The sequence below is a fragment of the Kiritimatiellia bacterium genome, from assembly GCA_025054615.1.
GTDB lineage: Bacteria > Verrucomicrobiota > Kiritimatiellia > CAIVKH01 > CAIVKH01 > JANWZO01.
The window spans coordinates 163,915-185,490 of the sequence record JANWZO010000001.1; the positions used below are offsets into that span (position 1 = coordinate 163,915).

Annotated in this window: 3 protein-coding genes; 2 read left to right on the top strand and 1 reads right to left on the bottom strand. The window is 58.0% G+C overall.

The window, feature by feature from the left end; translation table 11 throughout:
- Positions 1 to 33 precede the first annotated feature (33 nt).
- Positions 34 to 1,302, top strand: coding sequence for an undecaprenyl-phosphate galactose phosphotransferase WbaP (gene wbaP, locus NZ740_00780; protein ID MCS6770543.1), 1,269 nt, complete (start codon positions 34 to 36; stop codon positions 1,300 to 1,302).
- Positions 1,303 to 1,396: 94 nt separating this feature from the next.
- Entirely contained in the window at positions 1,397 to 3,730 is a 2,334-nt protein-coding gene (locus tag NZ740_00785) for a hypothetical protein (GenBank protein ID MCS6770544.1), read from the top strand.
- 268 nt (positions 3,731 to 3,998) lie between these two features.
- Here the strand turns inward: NZ740_00785 and NZ740_00790 are convergent, their stop codons facing one another.
- Complete coding sequence (locus NZ740_00790; GenBank protein MCS6770545.1) at positions 3,999 to 21,116, bottom strand: choice-of-anchor D domain-containing protein; 17,118 nt, start codon at positions 21,114 to 21,116, stop codon at positions 3,999 to 4,001.
- Positions 21,117 to 21,576: the final 460 nt, after the last annotated feature.

Consider the following 21,576-nt stretch of genomic DNA (forward strand, 5'->3'; position numbering starts at 1 on the left):
GGTTGCATTCGGCACTATCTGAAAGGTGACCCGATGCTGGCAAGCTGGATGCTCTACCTTCTCGGAGCGTGGGTCGTTGGCGCATATGTGGCCAAACTGCTGCCGGGCTGGGGCCTTGGGCCCGTGGAAGAATTGCGGAGGACCTTCTTTTTACTTTTGACCGTTTTTGCGGGCACCACCGCGATGCTGTTCTGGGGGAAGGCCGCAGAGGCAACCAGCCGGTTCACACTTACCTTGGGATTTCTGCTCAGTATCATCGTCGTGCCCTCACTGCGTACCGAGATTAAACGCATCCTGTTGAGGCGCGAGGCTTGGGGCGTGCCGGTGGTGATTTACGGCAAACTGGAAGCGGTCCGAAAAGCGGTCCATGCGCTTCGCGAAGAGCGAGGGCTTGGCTATCATCCCGCCGGCGTGTTTTTGGACGAACCCGACCCGCTGCCGCGGCGGATGGAAGACCTCGAGGTCCTAGGGTCGGTGGATCAATTTACGACGTCGGCGCCGATCGCCATTCTTGCGGCGAATGGGTTGTCACCCCAGCGGGTGACGGACTTGATGGATGGGCCCCTTGCGAACTACCGGCGCGTGGTCATCGTTCCAGATATGACCGAATCGCCGACGCTTTGGGTCAGGCCGAGGGATTTCATGGGTCTCCTCGGAATCGAGATACCGTGCAATTTGCTCGATCCCCTCGCGCGTGTGCTAAAACGGACGCTGGACCTTTCCATCGTGATACTCACCGCACCTCTCTGGGTTCCGATCAGTGTGCTTTTGAGCCTTCTTATCTGGCTTGAGGACCGGAAATCGCCGATTTTCCGCCAGGAACGGATTGGCATCGGAGGCCGCGTTTTTTACGCCCTGAAGTTCCGCACGATGCACCCGGATGCGGAACGCATCCTGCGGGAACGGCTCGAGGCCGATCCCCGCCTGCGTGCGGAGTGGGAAGCCAACTTCAAGCTTAAAAATGACCCCCGCATCACTCGCATGGGTCGATTTTTGCGCGCAACGTCATTAGACGAACTTCCTCAGTTCATCAATGTTCTCCGAGGGGAAATGTCGCTGGTGGGGCCCAGGCCCCTGCCGCGGTATCACCATGAAGCCCTCCCTGAACGAGCGCGCCAGCTTCGAGAGCGTGTCCGTCCTGGCATCACGGGGCTTTGGCAGGTCTCCGGGCGGAGTGAAGCTGGCCATGCGGCGATGCCGCGGTGGGACACGTATTACGTTCGAAATTGGTCTATCTGGTTGGACATCGTCATTCTTGTCCGTACGATTCGGGCGGTGCTTTCCCAACACGGGGCCTACTGAAGTTGGCATGCCTCCTCTCTTGATCCAGAGAAGGATCCGGCAGTTCCGCGCTCACGAATTCGCCCGCCGGTTCCTACCCGCATTCAATAGACTAGTGGCGGGATCCGCCGTGTGGGCCGGCCTGGGTTGTCGTGTTTTCGCACAGGGACCACACGAAATCGCGCTGATCATCAATCAGAACCATCCGGACTCTCTGGAAATTGCGCACCACTATGCCCAAATCCGGCAGATACCCTCGGCGAACCTCATCTATTTGGATGTGCCCCGAGATCTGGGCGGCGTTCGAGCCGAAATTTCTCCTGAATTGTTCCTGCAGGCGATCCTTGAACCCGTTCGGCAGGAAATCGCCCGCCGTAATTTGGAGGACCACATTCTCGCCTGGGTCTATTCTGCAGGGTTTCCTGTTCGTGTACTGGTCGACCCGCCAATCTCTATCAACGGCGCGACCTTCGTCCGAGGCCAGTTCCCATCCGGCGAGGTGGTGAAGACAGGCCACTATCTCTCGCCCTTCTGGCGCGGATTCGACAACCCCGGCGGGTCTTCGTTGCCGTCGGGATCACTCCAGGATTTCGCTGCAGCCTTCCGAGACGCCATGCCCATGCCATCCGCCACGCTGGCCTACACCGCCAATCGAGGATTGACGGTTGAGGAAACCATCGACAGCCTTCGGCGTTCGGCCGCTGCGGACGGAACGTTTCCGCGCGATCCGTTTTATTACCACTTGAGTGAAAATGTGCGTTGCACAGCCCGGCGCTGGCAATTCGAGGGGGCAGCACGGGAATTAGCCCAAATGGGCATATCCGCAGTGATATCCTCAAATGAACCAGCCGTGAACCAGCCTTTGTCAGGACTGTTGGTGGGCATCGCATACACCGACAAACCCTGGGGCCGTCTGCAACCCGGCAGCCTTGTCGACAACCTGACCAGTTTTGGCGCGGAGTTTCACCACCAGGATCAGGTGCGTCTTACGCACTGGCTTCGGAACGGCGCTTCTTTCGCCTCGGGCACCGTGATCGAGCCATACTCGGCCTGGCCGAAATTCGCGCATGCACGCCTTTTCGTCCACTACGCGCGCGGGTGCACCGCGCTCGAAAGTTACCTGCAGGCGTTGCGCAGCCCTCTTCAGCAATATCTGGTGGGCGATCCGCTCGCGCGCCCGTGGGCACGGCCAATCCCGCTAACGCTGATCAATCTCGAGGAGTCTGGGCAGCCGTTGCGGGGTGAAGTCTCATTCCTCGCCTCCTCTCTGGCCGCGGAACCAGGGATGGTCTATGTCTTTCTCTTGGACGGCCGAAGTCTCCCTACGCCCGGCAATACAGCGGGAATCCGGCTCGACACTCGAAATTTTGACGACGGCTGGCATGAGCTGCGAGCAATCGCATATTCGCCCGGACCCATCCGTCGACAAGGTCATGCGAGGCTTGGCTTTCTCATTGGAAACTTGGGGCGGTCCGCGAATCTGCGGCTAACCGCGACCGATAAGCAGGTGGACATCGATCGACCTTTCTCTGTTGCTGTTTCCGCGTCGGCGGGGGCCACCGGAATTTCCATTCGCGCGCATGAACGAATCATTTGGAGCGGAACCGCTTCCACCCAGGAACAAATTGTGGTGCTGAATGCGGCGCGGATTGGGGCCGGTCCCGTTCCGTTGCAGGCCGTGGCGCATTTTCCTGACGGGAGCGCGGTACGGAGTCCTCCGCAGATCGTTCAATTCAAGAGCCTCAACCGGCCGCCCTCGCCGCCTCAGATCGTTTCGGTTGAGGACAAGCCGGGCGAACGCCGATTTCGGATCGTTTCAGAAGATCCGGATGGAGATGAGGTTTCGGTCGACTGGTTCTCCGACCGGTTGGCGCACCCGCCACGTCCGGTAGTCCCGGATTCCGACGGAGGCTGGACTCTTTCCGGCACGGGGCGAGTTGTGGTTGCCAACATACCGACCCTGGCCGACGCGGACGTGCGCGAATTGGTCTTCCAAATGCGAACAACCGATGTCCGGCATGATACGGGTCCTCTGGTGGGCGGTATCGCCTGGTCACTGAAGAACGATACCGAATACACATATTTCGGCTGGCATTGGCATTGGAACGCTTGGGCGATTGGGCGCTTCAAAGATGGCTCTTTTCACCCCATCCATGCGAGGGGGGTACCACGGCCGCCGCGAGGGCATGAAGTGATCTCCCTCTGCAACACGCCTACCGGGCTGCTGATTAAAGTTGACAATCGGGAGTTCGGATTCATCGCCGGAGAACGGATCCGGGGGCCGTTCGGGCTGGTCGGCGGTCCGATCCCGTGGACGCTCACGGCGCTGCGAGTTGCTGAGTCGAACGAGGCATCCCCGCCGCGTAAAGGAATGTGGCTTCGCGCGTCTGACGGGATCGCGGAGACATGGGCGCCGGCGTCCACACCTGCAATGACGCCATCGCGCTAGCGGCTAGCGCCCAAACCGATTGCGGCGGGATCTCTCTGCCGACCGGCCATTTCCCTAAAGCTTTTCTATCCCGTAATTGAGTATAAGCCGAAAGCACGACGACTGGACTAGCGCAGCAACCCCTGGATTAGAAACGTGACGCGCGGATTCTCCATGCCAAATGGCGTGCTGCGAAAGAGATCGGGCTGTCTGCTTGGTTCTAATAGAGGCCGTTAAGGACGATGGCTACCCACAGAGTCTCATCCCAATTCTTTTGGCGCAGCCCCCCCTACGGATTGAAGTTCTTGCCGGGTATCGAATAGTAGAGCCGATTGGTCCAGTACATCATACCCGGATTGCGACGGATGATGATGACGACGTCGTCCGGCCGGATTCTGAAGTTGGCCACCGTTGGCGGCGATGAGAATTCATTCGTATTGTACGCAGCGAGATTCCACGTTGTCCCGTCCGACCTGAGATGCCATCGGACCCGCGGATGCGTCAGCGATGCGATGCCATTGCTGACGCTCAATATTCGGATTTCATCCGCGAAGGCCACAAAGTTGTGGCCCACCATACCGGATCCGCGGAACAACGCGCCCGTGAGGCTTACATGGATTGGATAATTCCAGTTCAACACGTGGAATAGATTGCTGCCGCTACCCGATGCCCCTTGAATGGCGATGACCTGTTGTTGCGTCATCACGCGGCCTACGATCGGCAGGTGGATCGTCGGCGATCCAACCGGCAATTCGATCATAAAGCCCTGATGAGTCGGGAAGACCATGTCATTAGCCACCGCACCCCAATCGCCTGTCCAACGCAACCAGGTGCCACCGCTGCTGCCGCCGTACAACCCGACGGTATTGGTCACGAAGTTGTAGGATCCGGTGCCTCGTTGCGGGCTGAACCAATGGATCTTGGTCGCCGTCGCGTAGGTTGTGCCGGCCGGCACACGGTTGGTTCCGAAGACATAGGCAACCGTTGCCGTATCGGGTACGAAGAACGTGCCATACCAGTTTTCGCCGGGCACCAGGCGGATGGGCTTCGTCACGTACACCTCCCGGCTCCCGCGGCGCAACGCGTTGGTCGGTTGCCAAGCGTCTTGAAGCGAGACGCGATAGAACCGCATCGTGGCGCCGAGCTCCTCCGGCGGGACGCGGTAATGGTTGGTCGGGCTGAAGCCGCCTTCATCAATGAGCATGTTGCCGCCGGCTACATTATTGGTAATTCGATCGAGCCATTTCCACGCGTTGCTGAGCGAGTCACTGAAGTTCAGGGCATCGACGAACAATTCGTCGTACACCCGATTTGTGGAAGCAATCCAAGCCAGGCGCACCCCATTTGTGCCCGGGCTGAACACTCTGGAGATGCCCTGCGTGACCTGGAAGTTCACGGTCAGGCCGGTCACGACCACTTCAGGGCTGAGGTTCCCAGCCGCATCGCGGGCTCGGATGCGCACGCGATGAAGGGCATCGAAGTTCAAATTCGAAATGATGATCGAAGAGGTATTGTTGGAACCAAGGTTCGGGATTTGCGCCTTGGTGATCACCGTGGTGCTGATGGGATTGAATGAACCATCAAGTTCATGAACGGTGATGATGTACGTGTCCCACGGTGAAAGCGGCGTATTATCGGAGGTCCGCCATCCGGCCGCGATGTGGCTGTTCGTGTGGCCGGGCGTCCACTGGACTTTGATTTCCGTAGTCTCGTCGACCAGCGGATCATCGGTCACATTGGTCGCATTGGCCACCGGGAGCGGAGGATTGGTGTCGATCCGCAAACGGAAGGCGACCACGCTGCCCATCGCCCGATCCTGTGAGGAAGCAGACGGACGATCGAGATCGTTATCAATCGCGAAGATAAAGCCTGTGATGGTGCCCTGCTGATGCAGCAAGCTGACCACCTGGCTGGTCTGGTTGCCTGGCACGTTGAAGCCGTGGTTGGTGGCCGTTGGCGGGGTTGTGCCTATCGCGGGCGCGACGATGCGATACTCATCAATGCCATGATAATCATCCGTGGCGTGATCCCAACGAATCGTGACCGATGTGAGGTTCGTCCATCCCAAGGAATTGGTATCAGCAAGGAATCCACTTTGGAGGACGATGAAATTGTCGATATAGATCCCAGGCGAGCCATCCGTGCCTACGCGCACCAAGCGCAGCGTAGTGATGCCCGGCCAATCAATATTCCATACCTCTGACTGATAATCCGCAGAGTCAACCTCATTTGTGCCGGCGCTGGCCCAATTCGTCCCATCCCAGAACAGGAGTTCGAGGTGACGAACCGCGCCGGTACTGGACAGCCGGGCATCCACCATAACCTTGCCCACATCGGTTCGCGCCGGTGTTTGCAGGTACTGGCCGACCCCTGTCGCTGCGAAGCCACCTTTCCGGACTCCGCCAGCCGCATCCCCAAGATTTACATAGGTGGTGCCGAACCAAACACCTGTACCCAGACCATTGGTCACGACATTTGTCCAGAGCGTACCCGAGGCAAGAAATGCGGGCCATCCCTCAGAGGTCTCAAAGGATGTGAACAAAACCGCCTCGTCGCTGAAAGAATTGTCGACCTGGAGGCTCGTCATGGACGGGCCTTTCACGTCGTCGTCATAAACCCGGATCCAGCCGTAGGACAGCGCGGCGTTGATGCTCACATCGTTGGTGCGGTCATTGTCCGAATCCTGCAGATTCACACGGACCAGGCTTCGTTTGGCCATCGTGAACAACGTGTTGTTGATAAGCTGATTAATCTGCGACTCGGTGAAGAATCCGTTCGTGAACGAGAAGATGTTGGTCTGAACGACACCCGGCGCGTTGTTGGAGGTGGAGAGCGAGGCGTTCCAACCAATGATGGTATTGGTCACGATCGGCGTAGTGAGCCGGATTTCGAAATTGATCCCGTCATTGGTGCCACCAGAGGTTGCACGGCGGATTCCCGAGCCGAGATCCATGGCCCCGAAGGCGAATTGTAGGCCTTTAGAGCCGCTGAGGGCGAGCTCTTCATCCGTCACGGCAAATGTGGAATTCGTACTGGTTCCCTCGCGCCGCGGATAGGTCCCGCGAATTTCCGTATCTCCGCTGCCCAGCGGGAAGAGATTGGTGAGTATGAAGAATGGGCGGGCGACAGAGCCGGTGTAGATAATGTCCGCCATCAGCGGACCGTCCGTATCATCGTCGATCAGGCGGATGTATCCGGCCAACAGATTCGACGCAATCATTTGGTCATTCACTCGATCTGCATCGTTGTCCGGCATGGTCACAGTGACGGCAAGATCCTGCCCTTGCGCCCCGGAGCCGTCACCGCCCCACATATCGGAGACGCGCTGCCACGTGAACAGCGAGGCGGCAAACGACCACGTGCTGGTGGCATTAGCGTTGGTCCCGATCGCGGAGCTCCAGGAGGCTTCATAATCCGCGAAGTTGTTGGTTGCGACGAAGGGGATCGAGAGGGTTGCGTTGGTTGAGGCTGGACCATGGGGCGAGCGCTGCAACCCGCTGTGCTGATCGTAAATATTAACCATCACGCGCATTCCGGCGCCAGTCAGCACGCCGTCTTCAATGAAATACCGGTCAAGCGAACCAACGGTTTGAGCCGGCGCAATCAAGGAATTCGTGAATACCCTCAACGGTTTGGCCCCAAGGAGCGGCGCGTTCGTGTCGTCGTCATACGCATAAAATTGCAACGGCCAGTTGATCGTCATTGCGCGATTGGTCGGCACCACCGCCCACGAGGGGCCCAGGGCCGCGGGCACCGTGGGAGCGCCGGCCGGTGCATTTTCGCCGGAAACCGTAACGAAATAATTCACGGTGAAATCGAGGTTGGTGACGTTGAATGCAGCTTTGTGGAAGGTGGTCACCGACGCAAAGCCGTTGTAGCCGATATACCCCTCGAAAACTTTGTCGAGATTGAATGGATTGGTGGCAGCTCCGATGGCAAGCGGATCCCAGTTCGGATTCACGCGGGCCTGGTGCGAACCGATATTGAGGTTGGTGGCGACTGTGTTGGTTAGGAACAATCCTCCGAGGCGGGCCTCCCACCGAACCGCAAAATCGATCAGATTTGTGGAGGCGAGCTCCGCATCGCTCAGATTGGTGACCACCAAGTTATAAACAGAGGGTCCGTAGTTCGTGCCGATATAGACCAGCGCCGGCAGGGGACCATAATCGTCATGCCATCCCTGAGGCACTCCCCACGTGGTCTCTTCCCAGCTCGGCGTGATCCGGATGCTGTCGAAGGTAACAATCTGGTTGTTGTCACTGGCCACCAGTTGGATGCCGTCAATTTTCTCAATTACGACATTCGTCATTTCGACGATCCACGCCGCCTCCTTTTCGGGCACGGCGTGCATGAGCTGATTGGTCGTATACGCGCGAGCTTTGAGCGTATCCTGCTCGAAGTCGTATTCTAAGACGATCAGGTAGTCGACTCCCGCGTTGATTTCGTATCCCGGATTGGTTCCATCCAGCCGGTTGGTGCGAATTTGCGACCCATACTGGATCGATAGCCGCCGCTGTTCGACGCCGTAGGCTTTGCCAACGAAGGCCGTAACGGCGCTTCCGTTGAGCAGATTCACGCCCAGGTAGTTGGTGCCAACGAGCGTGTGGTTGTTATTGATCTTGAAGCCCATGACAAACTTGCCGCTGGTGAAGGGCGCAAAATTCCGGCGGGCGGCGCGCTGGCCGGAGGTGTCTTCTGATGTATTGCCAAGATCGATAAAGCCGCTGCGCGTCGGGGCCGGGTAATCCGGCGGATAATTGCCGAATTGCGGGAAGTTGCCAGGTCCGGTCTCCACCAGCCCGCCAGTCGTGATCCATGCATTTGTCCAGCCAGTGCCTCCGCTCAATCCGGACAGATTGACGAAGGATCCATAGTCAAACCCCTCGTAGATGATGCCTTGCGCGAGCGTAGCGACGCTCCGCGGGTTGTTGCTGGCGGTCACAGTGAGATAGTCAATCCCGCTGCCTGCACCGTTGTATTCAAACACCCGGAAATGCCAAGTGACGCCGGGCGCGAGCCCCACTACCTCCACGCATGTAGCCGTGCCGACGGAGACCACGAAATTGCCGTCGCCCAGGTGGGATCCTGACCCGAAATTCGTACTGGCCGTGTACGACGTTCCATCCACTGGGAACTGATTGACCGCATTCGTGCCGCGCACGACAACCACACGGCCCTGACCGTTACCCGGCGAGAAGCACAACTCAACCCGACTTGTTCCCACCGATTGGAATACAATGTTGCTGGCTTGGAGAGTCGGCTGCGCACACAGCGTCTCCGCGGATGCGGTAACCACGGTAGACGTGAAGTAGTTGTAGGTCTGAGGGGCGGATCCGTTCCAACGGAACGAGAAGATGCGGAAATGATAGAGTGTGCAGGTGAGCAAATTCGTGTGAAGGGCATTGCTCACGGTGCCCGGCGTAGCGATAAAGGCAGTAAAGCCGCCGACAAGTTGGCCGTTGGTATACCCCACTCCATCCTGCGGCAGCGCCGTCACCGGATTCGTGCCATAGAGCAGCAGATATCCGCTCGGGGCCGGCGTTCCGGATGCAATCGTCCACGTATTGCTAATTGAATAGGGCGAATCCGGATAGGCCATGAGGTTCGTCGCATTCCCGAACGGCTCAAGGGAAAGGGTCCATTGCTGGCCGGTGGCGAAGCCGGGCGCCGTGTAGTAGTTCGGAGACGGCGTTCCACCCATGTTGTATTCGAAGACCGCAAAGTGATACAGCGTCTCCGGATTTAGTCCGGTCACGTGCACGTTCGTGCCGATGCCGTTGTAAATGATGCGGTTGCCACCGAAATCGGGCGCGTTGGTGAAATTCGCGCTGGATGCGTAGGAAACGCCATCGGTGGGAACAAAGGTCACCGGCGCACTTTCGCGGGCGACCACGATTCGATACGCGCCATTCCCCGGAATCCATCCGGCCGTCATTGACGTGGTCGACACGTTGTAGAAGTGCATGCCTGACGCATGGACGTTCGGCTCATTGGTGAACTGATTGAGGAGTCCCGGCCAGGACGAGGCCACGCGGATTTCGTCAAAGCAGAAGTTCCCTTCATCCTTGGCCGCGACGCGTATGCCGTTGATCATGCCAATAGCCACCGTCGGCGTGCCCGTGACGTACCAATTCGGCTCGGTCAGCGGAAGGGCGCCGCCATACAGCGCAAATCCGTAGAAGCGGTTCGAATTGAAGTCGTACATTCCCACGTAGAAATATCCAGGGTCGCCAACGCCATTGACGCCAAAGCTGCTGAGCTTCATGCCGCCATTCGGCCCAAGATCGATTCCAAAGTTCGCGTTGTTGAAGACCTTCCCGGCGAACGCGACCTCGGCAGCATTGCTCATGAAGGAAATGCCATTGAACCCGTCGGCATTGCCGTCGGTCTTCCGAACCGCTACCGCCATGAAGATCTTGCCCGTCGTAAACGGATTGAAATACCGGAAGGCTTGGAGCTCGGTTCCGGCCGTATTGCCGCAGGCCTTGTTGCCGGCCGCGGCCGGATAGTTGGTGGGCACGTAAAGGTTGCCCGGATCGATGCTGAAGCCAACGTCCGGATTGTTGTTCCAGGCGTTCGTCCAGCCGGTGCCACCAATCATATTTTCCAGCGAGCCGGAACTGTTGGTGAATTGATCGACAATCTCGCCGGGCTGGTAGCCGAACACGCGCAAGGCCACAATATTGGTCCGCGTACCATTCGTCTGGTTGCCCACAAATAGCACGCGAGCCGTGTAGACGCCTGGCGCGAGCATGGACGGATCAACGGTATAGGTGTGCGACGTGACTGCGCCGTTGCCCAGCAGGATGATGTTTGAGGCAGGCGACACGGTCAGCCAGCCTGACGGCCCCACGAAAACGGTTTGTAGGCTGTAAATCAACGCGCCGTTCCCAACATTTGTCGCAAATGTGTTGGGCCAAGGACTCGGTGCCGTGATTACGCCAAAGGTGGACGTGACCGAATGAATCGCCGGCGCAATCGCGAGCCCGGCCAGATTGGGCCCGACAATGACCGTGAACGGAATATCATTGGTCGCCACCAACTGGTCATGAATACCCCAGTCATTGTCGTTGTCGGCCACAACGACGCGAGCAGTCCAGATGCCCGTATCGTTGGTGGTCACCGATGGGATCGCCACCGCGCCGTTTGATACCGTTCCGTCGGTGAATACCAACGCCCCGCCGTCCGTGAATTGCAGGAAATCAAATACTTTCGTCAGCCGTACGGTGCCGGTCGGGTCAATAAGCTGGAAGTAAGGCGAATTGTTCGGGGTATTCGTGCTCGTGCCGTTCACATTGACGCCGCTTTCCACATCCCGCACGCGACCCGTAATCCACCAGCCGAAACCGTATTGAAGCTCATCGACGCGGACGGTATTCACGCCGGTCACGCCGCGGATGCCAAAGAAGGAAAACTCCGGAGGCGTGGTGTCGTCGTCGCGGACGACCAGCAAACCGTGTTGTTGACCCGGATGGGATAGCTGGTCGCCGGGTCGGTCGTCATCGGCGTCGCGCCAGGTCAACACGACCGGATTCGTCCCCAGACCAAAAGCCGTGTTATTCACCAGCGCCGACACCACGGACGCACTGAACGCATTCGTAAAGGTCCACGCGTTGGTGGAGGCCGTTGTGGTGTTTGTGAAATGGGTGCTCAAGACCGGATCCCAGTTGGCTGTGTTGCTGACTATTGCCGACCCGATAGAGAGATGGCTGTGGTACAGCGGGTCCGCTCCGACACCGCGGCTCAACCCGGAACCGGCGTCACTCGCCCCGAAGAAGAAGGTCAACGGCGAAGTCGGCGCAATCACATTCGCCAGGTAATGGTCAAAAAGAATGTACGTGATATTCGTTCCGCTGGAGCCCCCGACCGAGCCAACAGCGTTGTTGTTGGAGCTGACGTGCATGAAATGCGATGCCGAGCTGTGAGGGGACTGAATGGTGTTCGCCACCGGCGGATTCGTGTCATCATCAAAAACCACAAACGTTTGCACCGTGCCATTCGACAATGTCACGTGATTGTACCGCCACACTCCGTTCGAGGTGGCTGCGCTCCACCTCATGGTGTACACCCCAAGGACGACGTCATTATAGGCGACGGCCGGCTGGACATGGTTGGACGATTGCAGCGACCGGCCGGCATCCGAATACAGGAAATTCGTGAAGGGCTGATCGTTGATGACTATCGTGCCGAGCGGATTGAGGAAGTCATAGTCCGGATTGGTCGCGCTATTCGTCATGCCAAACAGACTGTAAAGCCAGAGTTGGACAGGATATGAACCCGTGCGTAGCGCTGCGTCGGTGATTCCATTCGTCGCCCCAACGAGGTAATTCGTGGCATGCGGTGGACGGAGGTTGAAGAGGTCTTCGTAGGTCGGGGCAATTCTGACCTCGTCAAAATAGACATGGCCGACGCCGGATGGATTTGTCGCGCCGGAAATCAGGCGAATGCCGTCGATGTAGGTAGGTGCGTGGACCGCCGGAACTATATAGGTTGCGTCCCAAGTGATCGGTTCGCCGGTGGGGATGGAAGAGGATTGGTAGACCCCGATAACAGAAAGCTCTCGCGTGGCGAAATCGTACCGGCCCAGGACTGCATGGGTGTTGTTGGTGCCAGTGGACACGTAATAAGCAGATGATGCGCCTGCATAACCGGCCTGAATGCTCTCCACGCGGAGATTTGTCGTCCCGCCACCCTTACCGACAAACAGATAGGGAGTGTTACCCTGCGCCAAATGAACGCCTGCAAAGTTAAGAAGATTATTGCTCTGCATCTGGAGCAGGAAGGCCACGTAGATGCGCCCTGTACTCGTGGCTGGGAATGGGCGATATAATTCGGCGACCTCCCCAACGCCCGGGTCAAATACCCAGAGCTTATTCGCTCCGTTGGTTGGATAGTTCAACGGCGCCGGGAGGCTTTGCGAGTGCCCAAGGAAATTATTGGTGCTCGTGATCGCGAACCAGTTGCCGGTGAATCCAATACCCCGATGCTGCGCCACATAATTAATAAGGACGCTGTTCGTGTACGGGAACGGGTCGACAATCACCGAATCCACGTACGGCGGCGTATTTGTCGAGGCGGCCGTCGGCGTCGAGTAGTAGTTATTGTTGACCGCATAGATGCGGTAATGGTGCGTGGCGTTTGTCCGGACTGCGTGCTCAAGGCTCTGCAGTGTTCCGGTGTAGATCACCGTCCCGCCGCCGATCGTTGAACCGATCGAATACGACGTGCCGTTGACCGGGTCGGCCGTGGGCGCGCTGTCTTGGCGGTACACCAGCAAAACGGGCAGGGCCGAGCTCCACGCCAACCGGATAAATTCCGGTCCATCGGGGATCGCCGAGAGAAAAGAGGGAGGAGGTATGTTGCTGACTGTTATCGTCACCGGCACGCTAATCGGGCCGTTTGTCGCATTGCCCGAAATGACATTTGTGGCGACGAAGGTCCCCGCGTTGGTCAGGGATCCGCCCTGAAGAACAACGTTGATGGTCGTTTGATCACACGCCGGATTCGTGCCCGCCCCAGGCGCAATCGCCAACCAATTCTGGAGACCCGCTCCATAGTTCGTGCTAATCGACCAGATCAAATTGGTGAAACCCGTATTGATAATCGTAAGTTGCTGGGTAATCGACACATTGTCGCCCAGCATCGCAGAAAACGACATGGAGGTCGGACTGACCGCGATAGCAGGCGCTCCGGTGAACGCCCACAATTGGCACCAATTCCGAGCCACGCGGATTTCATCGAACCACGCGTTGCTTTGCACGCCGCCGCTGTAGGCGCCCACGGAGAATGCGAAACCGTCGATGAATGACGGCGCATACGCCGCGGGGACGATGTAGTTGGTGCTCCAGAGCGCGGGCTCAGTGAAGGGGATCGTCCCTGTCCGATAGATGCCGAGAATCGCCATCTCGCGGGTCTCAAAGTTATAGCGGCCGACCACGGTGTGAATATCGTTTGTGCCTGTCGTCACGAAATAGGTCGATATGCTTCCGCTGTGTGTGATGCTTTCCTGCACACCCAGATGCGAGGAGCCGCCAGGTACGCCATAGTAGAGAATCCGATTGGTACCGGACATTAGGTGCACGCCCGCATAACGCAACGATCCGACCGTTTGAAGGCGGAACGTGTACGCAAGGTAGATCCGCCCTGTGCTAAACGTGTACCCGAATGGGCGTGAGCGGATAGCCGTTCCATTGGTGCCGGGGGCGGGAAGGAACAGAGAATTGCCGCGGCCGCCGGGATGATTGGTGGGGTAGGCCAACGTGACATTCGTGATGTGGTAGGCGCCAGCCAGAGAACTGGTGGACGACCACGCGCCGCCCCAGCCCGTGCCGCCGTTGAGCAAGCCCAGCGGAACGCCGTTCGTGTAGCTGAACTGGTCGATGATCAGCACGTCGAAGCCCGGCGTATTTGTCGACGCGGAGACTGCCGTTGAATAGAAGTTGTTCGAACTGACCGAGTAAAGGGCGTAGAAGTTGGTGGACAGCGCGGGCACCACGTGCTCCAGGGACGTCGCCGGGCCTTTGTAAATGACCAGGGAGGATCCGCCGATCGTGTCGCCCGGATTATACGCTGTTCCCTGAACAGGTGCCGCCGGCGCAGCCCCGTTGCGGTAGACGAGCATCACGTTGAAATTCGAATGGTTATTCCAGTTGAGGCGCACCATCTGCGGCCCATCGGCTACAGCGGTGAGATTCGAAGGCGGGGCGGGATAGACATTGAGCGTAATCACAACATCAACCGGACCGTTCGTCGCATGACCGGCAATCCGATTCGTTGCGACAAAAGTCCCAACATTCGTCACGCTCGCCATGTTGAGGGAGGCGGTTACTACCTGAGCGCTCGATGTGTACACCACCATCGAGGTGTGGCTCAGCGACACCCACCCGCTCAATCCATTCCCGTAAGAAAGCGTGTTCGTCGCGAACAAGTTCGCTCGGCCAATGTTCGTCACAACAAAGGTCGATGCCGTGGGTGATCCGCCCCAGACCACGTTCCACACAATCGACGTGGGCGCGACCCCGATCCCGCCAAATCCCCAAAGCTGATCCCAACTGGGCGCGTAGAAAATTTCGTCTACTGCCGTATTGCTGACAGAAACCCCTCCGATGCCCTCCAGGTAGATCTGCAACTGGTCAATATCCACGGGCGCATTTGCGACGGGATTCGTGAATGTTGCATGCCAAGTAGCCGGTTCAGACAGCGGTATCGTGTCTGTCCAGTGGTAGGCATAGAGTGACGCTACACGCGACGTAATGTTGTACCGGCCCACCACGGTATACACATCGCCAGTGCCCGTACCTGTGGATACCGAAGACGTCACTCCCGCCCATGTCTGCTCTGCGAAAATCCCAAATTGGTACGTCCCGGGAGCAACACCGAAGAAAACACCTCGCCCAAGATAGAAATCCCGGATGGTCATGCCGACGCGGCGATTTGGGCCAAAGGACTCGGTTCGGAACGTGTAGGCGAGATACACGGTTCCCGTGTTGAAAATGTAGTCGGCTTCGATATTGCGCGTCCATATTGCATTCGTGGTGCTGTCGGGCAGCAGGCGGAACATGTTCGCCGCCGGCCCAGGGTGCCGTGTCGGAACCGGAAGGGACCCGTTCGTTACAACCCAAGTACTCAGGTTCCAAGCGCCGTTCCAACCAGTGCCCCCGTTCAGTCCTGCTAGGTACGTCATGCCATTCGTGTAACTGGCCTGCTCGACAACGGGGGAGCGGAACGGCGGCGTTACGGCCGAGACGAGGACTCCTGTGGAGTAAAACGCGCCATTCGCCGAGTAAATGGCGTAGTAATTCAAGCTTGCCGCATTGACCACGTGCTCGAGCGAGGTCGCCGCTCCGCGGAAGGCTACAAAAGAGCCGGGGACGATTTCATCGCCAGCGGAATAGTAGACGCCCTGTGCCGGAGCTGCTGGCGGGGCATTATAGCGATGGACCACCATCACCTCGAGACCGGGGTGATTCGACCACGCCAACCGCACCATCTGCGGGCCATCCGGGGTGGCGGATGCGCTCGCCACAGGTGGCAGGTTTGACACATTCAAGGTATAGACGACGCGGATCGGGCTGTTCTCCGCATTCGCGGAGACCGTATTTGTCGCGATGAACGTGCCCGTATTCGTGACGCCAGCTGCCACGACAGCTCCGGTAAACACGCGGGTTTGAGCCGCGCCCACCGCGGCCGTAACCGGGCTAATCGACAGCCATCCACTGAGGCCCGCACCGTACGAGACGGTGTTAGTTACGTGCAGCGTTGCATAACCCAGATTTGTGACCACAAATATTCCTGACGTCGCCGTACCGCCTATAAAGGTGTTGATCACGATCGACGTCGGCCCAACCCCCATCGTCATCCGCTCCCACAGTTGACCCCAGCTCTGCGCAACGCGGATTTCGTCGAGCCATGTATTCCCCAAAGACAGGCCTCCAAATCCGCCCATGTTGATTGACAATCCATCAATGCTTCCCGGTGCATTGGCCGCCGGGACGGTGTATGACGCATCCCACGTCGCTGGTTCGATCGCCGGAATTGTCGTCGTCTTGAAATACCCCAGAATATTCATCTCCCGCGTCGCAAAGTCATACCGACCGACCACTGTGTAAATGTCGCCCGTCCCCGTATTGATCACGTAGGAGGAATTTTGCCCGCCAAACGAAACGCTTTCCTCCACCCCCAGAACCGTTTGCCCGCCCCGCAATCCGTAGTACAACCGCCCTGCTCCGTTCGACGTCAATTGCAGCCCAAGGTACCGGCCCGTGCCCACCGCCCCAGCTCGGAACGTATACGCCAGATAAAGTCGGCCTGTGCTATAGGCCGCTCCAAACGGTCGGTTCCTCGTCACATCCACATTGGCCGCCGGCGCCGGCACATATAACGCATTCGCCGCCGCCCCAGGATGCCCGCTCGGCACCTCCAGACTCCCGTTCGTCACAATCCACGATCCCCCGCCACTACCCCACGCTCCACCCCACCCAACACCGCCGTTCAATCCGGTCAGGCTCACCCCGTTCGTGTAGCTGGCCTGGTCTGTGATCAACACCTGAAACACCGGCGTCGTCGCCCCAGCGCTCACCCCAGGCGAGTAATAGTTGTTATTGATCGAATAAAACGCGTAGAAATTCGTCGACCCCGCCGGAACCACGTGCTCCAACGCCGATCCCGCCCCCTTGTAGATCACCAGCGAACTGCCTCCGATCGTGTCCCCAGCATTGTAGGATGTCCCCTGCGCAGGCGCTGCCGGCGCCGCCCCATTCCGGTACACGATCAACACGTCAAAACTCGGGTGCTTCGTCCAGCTCAACCGCACCATCTGCGGCCCGTCCGCCACCGCAGACTGCGCCGAGGGATTCGGAATGTTCGTGATCGTCCACGTCACGGAAATCGTCTGGGGACTGTTCGTCGTAAACGAATCGCCCGTGACGGTGATCGTCGCATTCGATACGCCGGCTTGAAGGCCGGCTATCAGTTGCACGTGAACGGTGTGAATATTGCCGGCGCCCGGCGCCGCCGTGTTCGCCGTGTTGCTCACCGACAACCAACTGGCATTTGTCGCAAATGAGTAGGTTAGAGTCTCCAGACCGATGTTCGACACGCTAAACGACTGGAAAGAAGGAGACGGCAGTGACCCGAGCATCGAGGTAAATGCGATCGTGCCCGGATGGTTGGAAATGCCGCTCCCCGCGCCCGTTCCCTGTATCGCGAAATTGTACGGATTCTTGCCCGTCGACGAACTGTTGGTGAACAAAACCTCCGCTGTGCGCAAGCCAATAGCCGACGGATCAAACTGCACCTGGAAGGTGGCCGTTGCGCCCGCAGCGATTTGCGTGGGAGGCTGGGTGACGACCGTAAAATCGGACGCGTGAGTCCCGACAATCACCACATTGCTGATGGCGAGGGGACGATTTCCGGTGTTGGTGATGGTAAAGGTTCGGGTGAGGGTCGCACCCGACACACCAACGAGACCGAAATCGGTGTGATCCGCAGTGGACGGCGTCGAATCTCCGTCTGCAATGACCTGCCCATTACCCAGCACATCCAGGTTGTACGTGACTCCCGTGCCCGCGATCCGGAATGTGTAAGGTGATTTGCCGGCTACGGTGTTGGTGAACGTCAGATCCGTCCACCGCTCGCCGTCGGCGCTTGGGTCGAATTCAATCGTGATGTTCGTCGATCCGCCCGCTGGCAGAGTCGCTGGCGGCTGATTGATGACCGTAAAGTCGGACGAATGCCCGCCAGAGAAACTAATTCCCCCTAGACCGATCGCCGCAGTACCCGAATTCGTGATGGTAAAGACCCGCTGAAATGTGCCGCCATCCGTAACGACGTCGCCAAAGAGCGTGTGATCCGCAAACGACGGCGTGGTATCGCCGTTCACAATGAGGGTGTTGTTGCCGTAAACCTCCACATCGCCCGCCAGTCCTCCGCTCGTGAAGACAAGAAACAAGTTGCCGCCGCTGTTGGTCACCGAAAAAGCGCCCCCTCCCAAGGACGGCGAAAATCCGGTCGTGTTGACAACAAATCGGTTGGTTGCAAAACCACTAATCGATCCCGCATTTACGATGCGCCATGAGTAATTCGTGGAGCTGTCCCAACCCGTCGGGTTCCCATGAAGATAAATCACGAAGGGGTTGTCGACCGTTGAGTTAACCGTGACCGATCCGCTTCCACTCCCAACAACAATCTGATCCCACTCCGTACCCGGAGTGCCCGACACATTCGAAATATCAACTCGCATTCCGCCATTGGTTTGCAACGTAAGGTTGCCTGAATTCAAATTGGCCCGGTCCCCTATGGTATTTCCCGGATCAACAAGACCGAAAACAGTCAAGGCGCCCACCGTCCCCGTTCCCCGCAATGTTCCGACTCCCATGATCGTGTGCGCCGAGTTTGCCGATGAACCGCGAACGACCAGGACGCCATTGCTGATCGTGGTCGACCCACTGTAGGTATTGATGCTGTGCACGGTCGCCGTCCCAGTGCCGTCCTTGATCAACGGATTTGCGCCGATGTTCAGCGGCGTATTCCACTCTACTTCGCCCGCCCCGGCGAGGGTCAATCCAAACGCCGAAGTAATTGCAGTGCTGTTGGAAACATGGAGCCTTCCGGCATCTGAGCTGATCCTCGTCGCCGATGAGAAGAAGATGCGGCCCGTCAACGTATTGTCGCCGCTGATATTTCGCAGGGCGCCGCCGCTGTTAATGCCCGCCCCCGCCAAATAGATCCGCTCTCCCAGCGTAAAACCTCCGGCCACTTCCAGCGCCGCTTCCATCCCCGTTCCGGGCCAGACAAACGTCGCTTGGTTGTCGCTGTCGTTGGTATTGCCCAGGCTCATCGGCCCAAGTGCGCGGACCACACCCTGCGTGATGTACAGGCGCCCGGCAAATGTGTTCACACTCTCCATCACGAACCGACCGGGGCCCGACTTAATCAGAACGTTAGCGGCCGCCCCCGCAAAAATTTCGGCTGAGTTGGTCAGATTGACATTCGCAGTAATTTCAATTCCCGCCTCGGTGTTTTCAGTAAGACGAATCGATTTGGGAAGCACCGTATCGGTGGCGCCTGTGTAGCGCAGGGTGCCCCGCGCCGTGGAAGGAAACACCGAAGAACCCATTCGAATGCCCGGCGATGTCGTGCGAGAACCCAGAGGTTGAGCGGCGGAGGCTGAACTGTCGATGTAATTTACCGAAACAACGCCGCCCTGGATGTCAAGCTGGCCGGTAAAGGTGTTGTTGCCGGCCAGTATTAATGTGCCCGCGCCGTTTTTGATAAAATTCTCAGTTGAACTGGACGAAACTACTCCACTCAGCGTCAACTCCGTTCCGCTATCGACCCCGATCGCAGACGTGATCTGGTTCGTGATATTTCCGGAGAGTGTGTTGTTGCCGCTGATGTTTCGAATCACCCCGTTGCTGCCCACGCCAAAGCCCCGCGTAATCAGCGGCTCCGGCGAATTGATATTCCCCGTCACCTCCAATGTCGCCCCCGTTCGCACATCGGTTGAGGCTGCCGTCGTGCCCAGCGCGTTGTTGTGAGAAATTCGCAACACACCGCCGCTGACGACAATCGACCCGGATAGCGCATTGTTGTTCGTAAGCGTCAGACGGCCGTCTCCCCATTTGCGAAGCGTCTGCGATCCACCCATGACGCCGGAAACCAAAAGCTCGCCGCCGCCAGCGACTTCATACGTAATCTCACGATCGAGAGTATTCGACCCACTTAGCGTGATCGTACCGCTGGTATTCGCGGCCAACAGATTCCGATTTCCAGAGCTGCTGCGCGACCGGATCTGATTGGTGACCACCAGACCCGCATCCTGCAGAATCAACATGGCATTGCTGGTACCAGAAGCCGGGCCTATATCTATGACGCCGCGCACGTGCGCAACCGTGCCGGTTAACCGCACGGTTCCCTCATCGATGTACAAGCCGGTAATATCGTTAGACGCGCCGATCCGCAATTCGCCCAATCCAGCTTTCACCAGCCCGTTGCCTGCATCGTTGGTCATGCGGCCCTCGATGTTGGCCGTATGACCGGCTGGCACCGTGATAAGCCGCTGGGCGCTATTGAAATTGACCGGCCCGCGAAACCGGAGGGTGCCGCCCGCGCCGTTTGAGAATGTAACCGAATTCGCCAGAAGCATTTCCCCTTCAAACGTCGCCATCCCGCTAGAGAGATTTGCGATGGTCCTATTCCCAGTACCCGATCGAACATGCAACCGGTTCGACACCACCACGCCGGATGTGCCCACCTCAAGACGCGCCGGCACGGAGCCCCCATCTGCACCGACAAAAATGGTATTAGTGTGGTCGAGACCTGTCGTAACATTGTAGCGCAACGCGCCCGCCAAAATCGCCATCGTGCCGCGGTTGGTCACCGACTCCGTGATCACAACGGTTGAATTTTGCTGGATGGCGACGGTTCCCGTGCTGCCGCCCAAATTTCGGATCGTCAGCGCTCGCCCGTTAGTGCCCCACACGTTGACATTAAACCCCTGTAAATCGAGACGGATGAGCTCGAGATCACCAGTGACCGGATTGACCTCGAAGTTGTTAAAACCGGCTTGAATCGGAAACAGAAGGGCGTGGGACGAAGTGGAATTATTCTCGATCTTCGGCACATTCCCGCCAAAGTCATAAAAAATGTTGACCGTCGTGCCTGTTGCGATTCGCGCGGATGTCGCGAGAGAATCAAAAAAGATTCGGTAACGAGCCGTCGCAGTCAGATTATTGGTCGTAATCAGCTTATGATTATTGTCAAAGCGAATAATTTCACTACCGGTTGGTGCTTCGGTATACCCTCGCCACCAGTTATTATCGACCTGCCAATTGTTACCATCCGCGGGACCTGAATCTCCGCGCCAATAGTAGGTAACCTGACCAAAGACGACCTGCCCCGCTACCATCCATGCACATAAACTTAAAAGTGCGCTTATTGCGCGCAGGCGTATCGCACGGCATGCCCTCATCACAAAACCCTCGTTTAGCGCTTTACGATCCGCTTCCAACAAGCCCTGCCCATCAAGAATCTGTTAGAGAAATAACACAAAAATATTTGGACTGTAAACACCGTACATCCATTTTCTATCGCATGGAAGGAGCCGGGGGGCGGTTCGCATTGGGTGCATTTATGAATTTGTCCAGCCCAACGGACCGTGCAGATCGCTGCAAGGAGGAACTACCAGCCGGAACCCGCCTCTTGGCCGGAGAGACCGACCGTCCTACGGATTCAGCCACCTTTTCGACAGATTCTGAAAATTCCAAGCGATGGAACGGAGCGGACGGCAACTTTACAGACGATGGAAACATTCCCGTCCGGTACGAGCCGCTGCCCGCCACCGGTTACGATGGACTGCTGCACCTCTT

What these genes read in the sequence shown, in the direction of transcription:
- wbaP (MCS6770543.1), top strand. Translation starts at nt 34, where the DNA reads ATGCTGGCAAGCTGGATGCTCTACCTTCTCGGAGCGTGGGTCGTTGGC.
- NZ740_00790 (MCS6770545.1), bottom strand. Translation starts at nt 21,116, where the DNA reads ATGGTAGCGGGGCAGGTCGTCTTTGGTCAGGTTACCTACTATTGGCGC.